The following is a 12,694-nucleotide window of genomic DNA, read 5'->3' on the forward strand; positions in this document are numbered from 1 at the left end:
GGGTCAGCCCCGTCAGCACGAGGAAGGTCTCCATCCCCGCCTCCAGCCCGGCGAGCACGTCGGTGTCCATATTTCCGGCAGGGCCGCGCCCGGCCGGTCCGACGGCTTGATCATTCAGCTTGATCATTCGGGGTGCCGGTCGCCGTCGGAGCAGGCACCCTACACAACGCCAACATAGGCGAACGGTGCCCCGGCTGTCCGTATCCCGCGCAACCGAAATTCAGCCGCGCGAGGGTCCAATTCGCGTCAGGACTTGGCCACGACGGCCTTGTCGATCACCACGGTCGCGTTGGGCGCACCGTCCCCGGCGCCGGACTGTTCACCCGCGTCGGCGATCTTCTTGAGGACCTTCATGCCCTCCTCGCCGACCGTGCCGAACGGCGTGTACGTCGGGGGCAGCTGGCTGTCCTGGTAGACGAGGAAGAACTGGCTGCCGCCGGAGTGCGGCTGGCCGGTGTTCGCCATGGCGACCGTGCCCGCCGGATAGACGTTGCCCTTCAGCCGCGAGTCCTTCAGGTTCTCGTCCGGGATGGTGTAGCCCGGGCCGCCCTGACCGGTGCCCTTCGGGTCGCCGCACTGCAGGACGTAGATCCCGCTGGTGGTGAGCCGGTGGCACTTGGAGTGGTCGAAGAACCCTTCCTTCGTGAGGAACTCGAAGGAGTTGACCGTGTGCGGAGCGTTCGCGGCGTCCAGCTTGACGTCGATGGCACCGCAGGTCGTCGACAGCTTCATCCCGTACGAGGCGGACGTGTCGATGCTCATCGAGGGCTCCGACTTCCACGTCTTGTCGGAGGGAGTGCCCGGGGCGGGCTTGCCGCACGGGTCCGGACCCTTCGACGCGGGCGGCGCGGACTGCTGGTCCGCGGCGTCGGCGGCGCGGTCCTTCTTGCTCCCGGAGAACGCGCCCGAGGCGTACGCGCCCGCGCCGGCGGCCAGCACCGCGGCGAGCCCGGCCGCGATCACCGCGTTCCGGCGGCGGGCCTTGCGCCGCGCCTCCTCACGGCGCTGCTGCTGCCGCTCGAACTTCTCGCGGGCGAGCTGCCGCCGCCGCTGCTCGTTACTGACCACCGGGCCGTCTCCTCGAAAAATGCCGTCTGGAATGCCGTCTCGTCATGTTCTGACCCGCGAATCGCGCGTGACCGTACCGTATACGGGTTCGCGACGGCGGGAGCGGCGCCGGTAGGCTCTGAGACGGCCGGGGCGCTCCCGGGGGGAGCTCCCACCGGCCTCCGCTCGCCGATCAAACGCCGATCATTAAGGACGAACGTGCTCATTGCCGGGTTCCCCGCCGGGGCCTGGGGGACCAACTGTTATCTGGTCGCCCCGGCCGCGGGTGAGGAGTGCGTGATCATCGACCCGGGCCACCAGGCGGCCCAGGGCGTCGAGGAGACGCTGAAGAAGCACCGCCTCAAGCCCGTCGCCGTCGTCCTCACCCACGGCCACATCGACCACGTCGCCTCGGTCGTCCCCGTGTGCGGCGCCCATGACGTCCCGGCCTGGATCCACCCCGCCGACCGCTACATGATGAGCGACCCGGAGAAGGCCCTCGGCCGCTCCATCGGGCAGCAGCTCATGGGCGAGCTGACGGTGGGGGAGCCGGACGACGTCAAGGAGCTGTCCGACGGCAGCCGGCTGGAGCTGGCCGGGCTGGAGTTCACCGTCGCGCACGCGCCGGGCCATACCAAGGGGTCGGTGACCTTCCGGATGCCCGAGGCTTCCGACATCCCGTCGGTGTTCTTCTCGGGCGACCTGTTGTTCGCCGGCTCCATCGGACGCACCGACCTGCCCGGCGGTGACCACGCCGAGATGCTCCAGTCGCTGGCCCGTGTGTGCCTGCCGCTGGACGACTCGACCGTGGTGCTGTCCGGCCACGGCCCCCAGACGACCATCGGCCACGAGCGCGCCACCAACCCCTACCTGCGGGAAGTGGCGGCCGGCCAGGGAGCCCCCTCGGCTCCGCGACGAGGAATGTGAAGACTTTCGTGAGCACCTTCAAGGCCCCCAAGGGCACCTACGACCTGACCCCGCCGGACTCCGCGGTCTACCTCGCGGTCCGCGAGGCCATCTCCACCCCGCTCAAGCGCGCAGGCTACGGCTACATCGAGACCCCCGGCTTCGAGCAGGTCGACCTCTTCTCCCGCGGCGTCGGCGAGTCGACCGACATCGTGACCAAGGAGATGTACACCCTCACCCAGCGCGGCAGCGAGCGCCTCGCGCTGCGCCCCGAGGGCACCGCCTCCGTGCTGCGCGCGGCCCTGGAGGCCAACCTCCACAAGGCCGGCAACCTGCCCGTCAAGCTCTGGTACTCCGGCTCGTACTACCGCTACGAGCGCCCGCAGGCCGGCCGCTACCGCCACTTCTCGCAGGTCGGCGCGGAGGCGATCGGCGCCGAGGACCCGGCGCTGGACGCCGAGCTGATCATCCTGGCCGTCGACGCCTACAAGTCGCTGGGCCTGAAGAACTTCCGCCTGCTGCTCAACTCGCTGGGCGACAAGGAGTGCCGTCCCGCCTACCGGGCCGCGCTGCAGGAGTTCCTGCGCGGCCTCGACCTGGACGAGGACACCCGCCGCCGCATCGAGATCAATCCGCTGCGGGTGCTGGACGACAAGCGCGAGTCGGTGCAGCAGCAGCTCGTCGGCGCCCCCATGCTCCGCGACCACCTGTGCGAGGCGTGCAAGGAGTACCACGAGCGGGTGCGCGAGCTGCTGACCGCGGCCGGCGTGGCCTTCGAGGACGACGAGAAGCTGGTGCGCGGCCTGGACTACTACACGCGCACCACCTTCGAGTTCGTGCACGGCGGCCTCGGCTCCCAGTCCGCGGTCGGCGGCGGCGGCCGCTACGACGGCCTGTCCGAGATGATCGGCGGCCCCGCGCTGCCGTCCGTCGGCTGGGCCCTCGGCGTGGACCGCACCGTGCTGGCGCTCAAGGCGGAGGGCATCGAGCTCGATCTCCCCGCCGCCACCCAGGTCTTTGCGGTGCCGCTGGGCGAGGAGGCCCGCCGGGTGCTCTTCGGCCTGGTGACCGAGCTGCGCCGGGCCGGCGTCGCCACGGACTTCGCCTTCGGCGGCAAGGGCCTGAAGAACGCCATGAAGTCGGCCAACCGCTCCGGTGCCCGCTACGCGCTCGTCGCGGGCGAGCGTGACCTGGCGGAGGGCGCGGTGCAGCTGAAGGACCTGGAGAGCGGTGAGCAGAAGGCGGTCGCGCTGGACGAGGTCGTGACCGTCCTGAGTGAACTCCAGGCGGCCCGGGGCTGATTCACAGCCCCCTGGTGCACAATGGCCGCAACGACCGACTGATGGGACCCACGGCGCTATGACCACTTCGGCTCTCGACCGCTCCGACACCGACGATGTGCAGCGGGACGGCCCCGGTCCCGGCGCCCTGGGCGGCAGCCGGGCGTTCGCCCTGCTGCTGGTGATCACCGGTGCGATGGGCGTGCTCGCCTCCTGGGTCATCACGCTCGACAAGTTCAAGCTGCTCGAAGACCCGAACTTCGTGCCGGGCTGCAGCCTGAACCCCATCGTGTCCTGCGGCAACATCATGAAGAGCGAGCAGGCCGCGGCCTTCGGGTTCCCCAACCCGATGCTCGGCCTGGCGACCTACAGCGTCATCATCGGGATCGGCCTCGCCCTGCTGGGCGGGGCCCGCTTCCCCCGCTGGTACTGGCTGGGCATGGAGGCGGGCTGCCTGTTCGGCGTCGGCTTCGTGACCTGGCTCCAGTACCAGTCGCTCTACGTCATCGGCTCGCTGTGCCTGTGGTGCTGCCTGGCCTGGGTCGCCACGATCGTCATGTTCTGGTACGTGACCCTGCAGAACATCCGGCACCGCTTCATCCGGCTCCCGGAGGGGCTGCGCGGCGGCCTGCTGGAGTTCCACTGGGTGGTGCCGGTGCTGTGGGTCGGCGTGATCGGCATGCTGATCCTCACCAAGTGGTGGTGGTTCTGGACGGGCGGCACCGCCTGAGCCCTCGCCCCCGGGGCGATGTCAGTGCGGTGGCTTAGGGTTTCAGCGTGGAGCCCGATCTGTTCACCGCCGCCGCAGAGGACCGCCAGGAGAAGGACCCGGCCGCCAGCCCTCTGGCCGTCCGCATGCGCCCCCGCACGCTCGACGAGGTCGTGGGGCAGGGGCATCTGCTGGGGCCCGGCTCGCCCCTGCGCCGGCTGGTGGGCGAGGGGAGCGGCGGTCCCGCCGGCCCCTCCTCGGTGATCCTCTGGGGCCCGCCAGGCACCGGCAAGACGACCCTGGCCCATGTGGTCAGCCAGGCCACCAACAAACGCTTCGTGGAGCTCTCCGCGATCACCGCGGGCGTCAAGGAGGTGCGGGCCGTCATCGACGGCGCCCGCCGGGCCTCCGGCGGGTACGGCAAGGAGACCGTCCTCTTCCTCGACGAGATCCACCGCTTCAGCAAGGCCCAGCAGGACTCCCTGCTCCCGGCCGTCGAGAACCGCTGGGTCACGCTCGTCGCGGCCACCACGGAGAACCCCTACTTCTCGGTGATCTCGCCGCTGCTGTCCCGTTCCCTGCTGCTGACGCTCCAGGCCCTGACCGACGACGACGTACGCGGTCTGGTCCGCCGCGCCCTCGCCGACGAGCGCGGTCTCGGCGGCGCGGTGACCCTCTCCGCGGACGCCGAGGCGCATCTGCTGCGCATCGCGGGCGGCGACGCCCGGCGCGCGCTCACGGCGCTGGAGGCGGGCGCGGGCTCGGCGCTCGCGCAGGGCGAGCAGGAGATCACCCTGGAGACGCTGGAGGGCGCGGTCGATCGCGCCGCCGTGAAGTACGACCGCGACGGCGACCAGCACTACGACGTGGCGAGCGCGCTGATCAAGTCCATCCGCGGCTCGGACGTGGACGCCACCCTGCACTACCTCGCCCGCATGATCGAGGCCGGCGAGGACCCCCGGTTCATCGCCCGCCGGCTGATGATCTCGGCCAGCGAGGACATCGGGCTCGCCGACCCCACGGCCCTGCAGACCGCGGTCGCGGGTGCGCAGGCCGTCGCGATGATCGGCTTCCCGGAGGCGCGGATCACGCTGAGCCAGGTCGCGGTGGCGCTGGCGCTGGCCCCCAAGTCCAACGCGGCCTATCTGGCGATCGACGCCGCCCTGGCGGACGTCCGCGCGGGCCTCGCCGGGCCGGTGCCGGCGCATCTGCGGGACAGCCACTACAAGGGCGCGCAGAAGCTGGGCCACGGCCAGGGGTATGTGTATCCGCACGACGTGCCGGGAGGCATCGCGGCGCAGCAGTACGCGCCGGACGCGGTGCACGGCAAGCGGTACTACGAGCCGACGCGGTACGGGGCGGAGGCGCGGTACGCGGACGTGGTGGAGAAGGTGCGGGCCCGGCTCTCGGGGGCGCAGCCCCCGAAGGAGACGGGCGGGAGCGGGGACGGGAGCTAGTCCGCCGCTGCCTCGAAGAGCTGGTGCATCGCCCTGCGCAGGCCCGCGACGTCGCGGACCGGTGCCGGGAACTCGAAGCGCGTGTCGAAGGAGCGGTCCGCCGGGCTTCCCGGGCCGTGGCCGTGCGTGAAACGCACCCGCAGGCCGAAGCGGTCGAGGGCCAGGGGAACGGCCCGCATGCAGCGGGGCTCGGGGGCCCGCTCGCCCAGGAGGGCGGTCAGCCGGCGCACCTGGTCGCCGTGGCCGGAATGCAGGTGCTGGAGCAGCTCCGTCTCGTACGGCATCAGCGGATCCGGCGCCGCGGCGGCGAAGGACTCCGGGTCGACGCGTTCCGCGCCCCACAGGTCGTCCAGGCTCACCTCGACCGGCTCCAGCCGCAGCAGCATCCGGCCCGGCTCGGCCACCCCGGGCACGCAGGTCAGCCGGCCGGAGAGCCAGGCCCGGCCGCGGACGCGGTTCGGCACGGCGACCGGGGCGACGTCGGTGATCTCCAGCACGGCCGACAGCTCGCCGTCCTGCGCGTGCGTCGCCGCCCGCACGACGGGCGAATCCGCGGGGTGGACCAGCAGGACGTCGCCGGCCGGCCCGACGTTCCGGGCCTCCGGCTCCAGCTGCTCCCGGCGGGCGGACCCCAGCCCCGGAATCAGCAGCACCGCGGAGCATGTACTCTGTACGAGAGTTCGTGTGCGCTCGGCTGCTGACGGCATCCGGGCGATCTCAAGTCCGCTGGGACGCGGCTGACCACGATCTGATCGGACCTCCGTCACGTTGACGCCCTCGAGAGCGTCGGAATCCCTTGTGGATCCTTTCGTGCTGTCCGTGATGTGACTGGTGTTCCCCGGACGAGACATGCGATCTCCTTGAGTAAGGTGAGCCTAACCTAACCTATTTCGGAGGTCTGGAGAACGTGCCTAACCAGTCGCGTCCCAAGGTCAAGAAGTCCCGTGCGCTCGGCATCGCGCTGACGCCGAAGGCCGTCAAGTACTTCGAGGCCCGCCCCTACCCGCCGGGCGAGCACGGCCGTGGCCGCAAGCAGAACTCGGACTACAAGGTCCGTCTGCTCGAGAAGCAGCGTCTGCGCGCCCAGTACGACATCAGCGAGCGCCAGATGGCGCGCGCCTACGACCGCGCCAAGAAGGCCGAGGGCAAGACGGGCGAGGCGCTGGTCGTCGAGCTCGAGCGCCGTCTCGACGCCCTGGTCCTGCGTTCGGGCATCGCCCGCACCATCTACCAGGCCCGTCAGATGGTCGTCCACGGCCACATCGAGGTCAACGGCAAGAAGGTCGACAAGCCGTCCTTCCGCGTCCGCCCCGACGACGTCGTGATGGTCCGCGAGCGCAGCCGCGCCAAGACCCTGTTCCAGGTTGCCCGTGAGGGTGGCTTCGCCCCCGACGGCGAGACCCCGCGCTACCTGCAGGTCAACCTGCAGGCGCTGGCCTTCCGCCTGGACCGCGAGCCGAACCGCAAGGAGATCCCGGTCATCTGCGACGAGCAGCTCGTCGTCGAGTACTACGCCCGCTGACGCAGGCGCAGGATCTCTCTTTCGCGCAGCCCGTCGTCTCGCCGCCCCCGTGGCCGGCGAGCCGGCGGGCTCGCGCGTTTCCGGGGCGTTTGCGCCCGGACATCTGTGCCCATACGGACCGGTAATGCGGTAGGGGCTGCGAGGCCCGGCGCGATAAGGTCGGTACCTCGACGTTCATGCGGATGGACATCGTGTCCATCCGGGGAAACAGCGACGATCAGCAAGGAGCGGTGCCGTGTCCGGTGGAGAGGTGGCCGGGATCCTCGTGGCCGTCTTCTGGGCGATCCTGGTGTCCTTCATCGCCCTGGCACTGGTCCGGCTCGCGCAGACCCTGAGGGCGGCGACGAAGCTGGTCGCCGAGGTCACCGAGCAGGCCGTGCCGCTGCTCGCCGACGCCTCCGCGACCGTCCGCTCCGCCCACACCCAGCTGGCCCGCGTCGACTCGATCACCGCGGACGTCCAGGAGGTCACGGCGAACGCCTCCGCGCTCTCCTCGACCGTCTCCACCGCCTTCGGCGGGCCGCTGGTCAAGGTCGCCGCGTTCGGCTACGGGGTGCGCCGAGCGATGGGCCGCCGGAGCGCGCCGGCGGATCCGGCCGCGCAGGGCACCGTGTTCATCGGCAAGACCGCCGGCGGGAAACTGCCCTCCGCCCGGCGCGGAGGCGGCCGCCGTATCCGTGGGAAGGGTTGACCCCAGAAATGTTCCGCCGCACGTTCTGGTTCACCACCGGTGTAGCAGCCGGTGTCTGGGCCACCACCAAGGTCAACCGCAAGCTCGCCAAGCTGACGCCGGAGAGCCTGGCGCTGCAGGCCGCCGACCGCGCCGTGATCGCCGGCCGCAAGGTCAAGCTCTTCGCGCTCGACGTCCGCGACGGCATGGCGCACCGCGAGGCGGCGCTGAAGGACGCGCTCGGACTGAGCGCGGCGCCGCCCGAGCCGGAGGCCCGTGCCCTGCCCGAGCAGCGCCGGCTGGTCGCGCTCGAGCAGTCCCCCATCCACCACTCGTACACCCGGAAAGAGGACCACTGATGGAGTCGGCTGAAATCCGCCGCCGCTGGCTGCGCTTCTTCGAGGAGCGTGGGCACACCGTCGTGCCGTCGGCGTCGCTCATCGCGGACGACCCGACCCTGCTGCTGGTGCCGGCGGGCATGGTCCCCTTCAAGCCGTACTTCCTCGGTGAGGTCAAGCCGCCCTTCCCGCGCGCCACGAGCGTGCAGAAGTGCGTCCGCACGCCGGACATCGAGGAGGTCGGCAAGACCACCCGGCACGGCACGTTCTTCCAGATGTGCGGCAACTTCTCCTTCGGCGACTACTTCAAGGAAGGCGCCATCAAGCTCGCCTGGGAGCTGCTGACCACCCCGGTGGCCGACGGCGGCTACGGGCTGGAGCCGGAGAAGCTGTGGATCACCGTCTACGAGCAGGACGACGAGGCCGAGCGGATCTGGCGTGACGTGGTGGGCGTGCCCGCCGAGCGCATCCAGCGCCTGGGCATGGGCCCCAACTTCTGGTCCATGGGCGTGCCCGGCCCCTGCGGCCCCTGCTCCGAGATCAACTACGACCGCGGTCCGGAGTTCGGCGTCGAGGGCGGCCCCGCCGTCAACGACGAGCGCTACGTGGAGATCTGGAACCTGGTCTTCATGCAGTACGAGCGCGGTGAGGGCACGGGCAAGGACAACTTCGAGATCCTCGGCGACCTCCCGAGCCAGAACATCGACACGGGCCTCGGTCTGGAGCGCCTGGCGATGATCCTCCAGGGCGTCCACAACATGTACGAGACCGACACCCTGCGTGTCGTCATGGACAAGGCCGGCGAGCTGACCGGCGTCCGCTACGGCGCCGCCGCCGACACCGACGTCTCCCTGCGCGTGGTCGCCGACCACATGCGCACCTCCACCATGCTGATCGGCGACGGCGTCACCCCCGGCAACGAGGGCCGCGGCTACGTCCTGCGCCGCATCATGCGCCGCGCCGTCCGCAACATGCGTCTGCTGGGCGCCACCGGACCGGTCGTCCGCGAGCTGCTCGACGTCGTGATCGACACGATGGGCCTGCAGTACCCGGAGCTGCTCACCGACCGCAAGCGCATCGAGACCGTCGCGCTCGCCGAGGAGGCCGCCTTCCTCAAGACGCTGAAGGCCGGCACCAACATCCTGGACACCGCCGTCACCGACACCAAGGCCGCCGGCGGCACCGTCCTGCCGGGCGAGAAGGCCTTCCTGCTCCACGACACCTGGGGCTTCCCGATCGACCTCACCCTGGAGATGGCCGCCGAGCAGGGGCTCTCCGTGGACGAGGACGGCTTCCGCCGCCTGATGAAGGAGCAGCGGGACCGCGCCAAGGCCGACGCCATGGTGAAGAAGAGCGGCCACGCCGACCTGTCGGCCTACCGCACCCTGGCCGACACCGCCGGCGCGACCGACTTCACCGGTTACACGCACACCGAGAACGAGGCCACCGTCGTCGGTCTGCTCGTCGACGGCGTGCCCTCGCCCGCCGCCACCGAGGGCGACGAGGTCGAGGTCGTCCTGGACCGCACCCCGTTCTACGCCGAGGGCGGCGGCCAGCAGGCCGACCAGGGCCGCATCAAGCTGGACAACGGTGCCGTCATCGAGGTCCGCGACGTGCAGAAGCCCGTCCCGGGCGTCAACGTCCACAAGGGCGTCGTCCAGGTCGGCGAGGTGACCGTGGGCGCCTCCGCCTACGCCGCCATCGACGTGACCCGCCGCCGGGCCATCGCCCGTGCCCACAGCGCCACCCACCTCACCCACCAGGCGCTGCGCGACGCCCTGGGCCCGACGGCCGCCCAGGCCGGTTCGGAGAACGCCCCGGGCCGCTTCCGCTTCGACTTCGGCTCGCCGACCGCCGTGCCCGGCACGGTCCTGACCGACGTCGAGCAGCGGATCAACGAGGTGCTCTCCCGCGAGCTGGACGTCCAGGCCGAGATCATGAGCCTGGACGAGGCCAAGAAGGCCGGCGCCATCGCCGAGTTCGGCGAGAAGTACGGCGAGCGCGTCCGCGTGGTGACCATCGGCGACTTCTCCAAGGAGCTGTGCGGCGGCACGCACGTGCACAACACCGCCCAGCTGGGCCTGGTGAAGCTGCTCGGCGAGTCCTCCATCGGCTCGGGCGTGCGCCGTGTCGAGGCCCTGGTGGGCGCCGACGCCTACAACTTCCTGGCCCGTGAGCACACGGTCGTCTCCCAGCTGACCGACCTGGTCAAGGGCCGCCCGGAGGAGCTGCCGGAGAAGATCTCGGGCATGCTCGCCAAGCTGCGCGAGGCCGAGAAGGAGATCGAGCGCTACCGCGCCGAGAAGGTCCTCCAGGCCGCTGCCGGGCTCGCCCAGGGCGCCACGGACGTGCGCGGCGTGGCCCTGGTCACCGGCCGGGTGCCGGACGGCACGGGCGCCGACGACCTGCGCAAGCTGGTCCTCGACGTGCGCGGCCGCATCCCGGCCGACCGCCCGGCCGTCGTCGCCCTGTTCACGGTGGCGGGCGGCCGTCCGCTGACCGTCATCGCCACCAACGAGACGGCCCGTGAGCGCGGTCTGAAGGCCGGCGACCTGGTCCGCACCGCCGCCAAGACGCTCGGCGGTGGCGGCGGCGGCAAGCCGGACGTCGCCCAGGGCGGCGGTCAGAACCCCGAGGCCATCGACGAGGCCATGGCCGCCGTCGAGCGCCTTGTGGCGGAAGCCGCCTGACGTGCGACGCGGCAGGCGCATCGCCGTGGATGTCGGGGACGCCCGCATCGGGGTCGCCTCGTGCGACCCCGACGGGGTCCTCGCCACCCCCGTCGAGACCGTTCCGGGACGCGACATCCCGCAGGCGCACAAGCGGCTCGCGGCGATCGTCGAGGAGTACGAGCCCATCGAGGTCGTGGTCGGCCTGCCCCGCTCGCTGAGCGGGCGGGAGGGCCCGGCGGCCACCAAGGTGCGGACGTTCGCCCGCGAGATGGCGCGGCGCGTCGCCCCGGTGCCCGTGCGGCTGGTCGACGAGCGCATGACGACCGTCACGGCGGCGCAGGGCCTTCGGGCGTCCGGCGTGAACACCAAGAAGGGCCGTTCCGTGGTCGACCAGGCCGCGGCCGTCATCATCCTGCAGAACGCGTTGGAGATCGAGAAGACCTCGGGCCGGCCTCCGGGGGAGACCGTCGACGTGGTCATCTGATCGCAATACGGTAACGTTCCGCGCGACATGGCAGCTGTTCGAATGTCTTCCGGGCAGGACCAGACATCGGACTCGCGCTCCAGGGAGCGTCCACAGGCTGCCGCTGTGCGGCACTAGGGGATAGATGACTGAGTATGGCCGGGGTGCCGGCTCCCAACCGTGGCATCCCGAGGATCCGCTCTACGGAGACCAGGGATACAACGGGCAGCAGTACGCGCAGCAGCATCAGCCGCAGCAGTCTCAGCCCGCCTACGGTCAGCAGCACTACCCCGAACAGCAGCAGTACGCCTGGGACCCCTCGCAGAACGCGGGGGGTCCGTACGGCGGGCACCCGGGTCACCAGCAGCAGGGTCACCCGGGTCTCCACCCGGGCCATCCCGGGGAGCAGCAGTACGGCGGGCAGACCGGCGGCTACTCCGGCGAGTCCGAGTACTACGGTTCCGCGGACGGCTACCAGCGGCACACGCACGAGATGCCGTACCCGCAGGAGCAGCAGCAGCCGCACCATCCCCAGCAGGGGCAGCACCCCCAGCAGGGGCAGCACCCCCAGCAGGGGCAGCAGGCGCCGCACGTCGGCGAGCAGCGGCACGGCCACCACGACGAGGCCCCGCCCGCCGGTCCCGACGACGAGGCGCTCTCCCTCTTCGACGACGATCCCGCCCCGCCCCGTGAGCCCGCGGCCGAGCCCGGGACCGAGCCGGAGGACGAGGACGACGAGGAGCCGCGCGGCCGGCGCGGCCGTGAGCGGCGCGGCAAGACGAAGAAGAACAAGCGCCGCAGCGGCACGGCCTGTCTGCTCGTCGCCGTCGTGCTCGTCGGCGGTGTGGGCGGCGCCGGCTACCTCGGCTACGACTACTGGCAGACCCACTACGGCACCCCGCCGGACTACGACGGTGAGGGCAGCGGCCAGGTCCAGGTCGAGATCCCCAAGGGCTCCGGGCTGGCCCAGATGGGCGAGATCCTGCAGAAGGCCGGTGTCGTCAAGAGCGTACGCGCCTTCACCGCGGCCGCCGGCAAGGGCGCCGCGATCCAGCCAGGCACCTACACCCTCCACCAGGAGATGTCGGGCGCCTCGGCCGTCGCCATGATGACCAATGCCGCCAACTTCCTGACCCTGCGCGAGGGCATCCGGGCAGCCGACGTCTACGCCGCCATCGACAAGAAGCTGGCGCTCAAGCCGGGCACGACCAAGGACGTCGCGAAGGCGCAGGCCGGCAACCTCGGACTGCCCGCGTGGGCCAACAGCGACCCCAAGATCAAGGACCCGCTGGAGGGCTTCCTCTTCCCCTCGCAGTACAGCGCGGGCAAGGGCACCAAACCGGAGGAGATCCTGCGGCAGATGGTCGCCCGGGCCAAGGAGACCTACGCCAAGCAGGACGTCGAGGCCAAGTCCCGCGAACTCGGCCTGAAGTCTCCGCTCCAGCTCGTCACCGTCGCGAGCCTGGTGCAGGCCGAGGGCAAGTACAAGCACGACTTCGACAAGGTCTCCCGCGTCGTCTACAACCGGCTCAAGCCGGACAACAAGGAGACCTACGGTCTGCTCGACTTCGACTCGACGGTCAACTACGCCAAGAGCCAGAGCACCCTGGACACCGGCGCCGTCAAGGAG

12 protein-coding genes and 1 pseudogene are annotated in these 12,694 nt (G+C 71.0%); 10 read left to right on the forward strand and 3 right to left on the reverse strand.

Features of this window, described 5'->3' with window-relative positions:
- Both AB0K09_RS21130 and AB0K09_RS21135 read right to left on the reverse strand, forming a co-directional pair.
- A pseudogene (locus AB0K09_RS21130) lies at nt 1-70 on the reverse strand (HAD hydrolase-like protein); the annotation flags it as partial.
- A gap of 176 nt (nt 71-246) precedes the next feature.
- The gene (locus AB0K09_RS21135) at nt 247-1,068 is read right to left on the reverse strand and encodes a peptidylprolyl isomerase (protein ID WP_366066929.1); all 822 of its coding nucleotides are present in this window, start codon (nt 1,066-1,068) and stop codon (nt 247-249) included.
- Nucleotides 1,069-1,266: 198 nt separating this feature from the next.
- On the opposite strand from AB0K09_RS21135, the gene AB0K09_RS21140 reads away from it, so the two are divergent.
- The 4 genes from AB0K09_RS21140 to AB0K09_RS21155 are packed head-to-tail and all read left to right on the forward strand — an operon-like array spanning nt 1,267 to nt 5,399.
- Nucleotides 1,267-1,974: an MBL fold metallo-hydrolase gene (locus AB0K09_RS21140; RefSeq protein WP_366066930.1), complete on the forward strand. Its 708-nt coding sequence runs from the start codon at nt 1,267-1,269 to the stop codon at nt 1,972-1,974.
- 8 nt (nt 1,975-1,982) lie between these two features.
- A complete protein-coding gene (hisS, locus tag AB0K09_RS21145; protein WP_366066931.1) occupies nt 1,983-3,254 on the forward strand; it encodes a histidine--tRNA ligase in 1,272 nt (423 codons plus the stop codon).
- A 58-nt stretch (nt 3,255-3,312) separates the two neighbouring features.
- A complete protein-coding gene (locus AB0K09_RS21150) occupies nt 3,313-3,963 on the forward strand; it encodes a vitamin K epoxide reductase family protein (RefSeq protein ID WP_366066932.1) in 651 nt (216 codons plus the stop codon).
- Between the two features lie 47 nt (nt 3,964-4,010).
- On the forward strand, nt 4,011-5,399 hold the full coding sequence (locus tag AB0K09_RS21155; RefSeq protein WP_366066933.1) for a replication-associated recombination protein A: 1,389 nt from the start codon (nt 4,011-4,013) through the stop codon (nt 5,397-5,399).
- Here AB0K09_RS21155 and AB0K09_RS21160 read toward each other — a convergent pair.
- Entirely contained in the window at nt 5,396-6,106 is a 711-nt protein-coding gene (locus tag AB0K09_RS21160; protein WP_366066934.1) for a DUF2470 domain-containing protein, read from the reverse strand. The genes AB0K09_RS21155 and AB0K09_RS21160 overlap by 4 nt on opposite strands.
- A gap of 200 nt (nt 6,107-6,306) precedes the next feature.
- On the opposite strand from AB0K09_RS21160, the gene rpsD reads away from it, so the two are divergent.
- The 6 genes from rpsD to AB0K09_RS21190 all read left to right on the forward strand — a co-directional run.
- The gene (gene rpsD, locus AB0K09_RS21165; protein WP_366066935.1) at nt 6,307-6,921 is read left to right on the forward strand and encodes a 30S ribosomal protein S4; all 615 of its coding nucleotides are present in this window, start codon (nt 6,307-6,309) and stop codon (nt 6,919-6,921) included.
- Nucleotides 6,922-7,156: 235 nt separating this feature from the next.
- The gene (locus AB0K09_RS21170; protein WP_366066936.1) at nt 7,157-7,612 is read left to right on the forward strand and encodes a DUF948 domain-containing protein; all 456 of its coding nucleotides are present in this window, start codon (nt 7,157-7,159) and stop codon (nt 7,610-7,612) included.
- An 8-nt stretch (nt 7,613-7,620) separates the two neighbouring features.
- Nucleotides 7,621-7,950, forward strand: coding sequence for a DUF6167 family protein (locus AB0K09_RS21175; RefSeq protein ID WP_366066937.1), 330 nt, complete (start codon nt 7,621-7,623; stop codon nt 7,948-7,950).
- On the forward strand, nt 7,950-10,619 hold the full coding sequence (gene alaS, locus AB0K09_RS21180) for an alanine--tRNA ligase (RefSeq protein ID WP_366066938.1): 2,670 nt from the start codon (nt 7,950-7,952) through the stop codon (nt 10,617-10,619). Before AB0K09_RS21175 ends, alaS begins: the two co-directional genes overlap by 1 nt.
- 1 nt (nt 10,620) lies before the next feature.
- The gene (ruvX, locus tag AB0K09_RS21185) at nt 10,621-11,085 is read left to right on the forward strand and encodes a Holliday junction resolvase RuvX (protein WP_366066939.1); all 465 of its coding nucleotides are present in this window, start codon (nt 10,621-10,623) and stop codon (nt 11,083-11,085) included.
- A gap of 124 nt (nt 11,086-11,209) precedes the next feature.
- The coding region (locus tag AB0K09_RS21190) for an endolytic transglycosylase MltG (RefSeq protein WP_366066940.1) at nt 11,210-12,694 on the forward strand (1,485 nt) is incomplete at its 3' end.

The organism is Streptomyces sp. NPDC049577 (assembly GCF_040675635.1).
GTDB lineage: Bacteria > Actinomycetota > Actinomycetes > Streptomycetales > Streptomycetaceae > Streptomyces.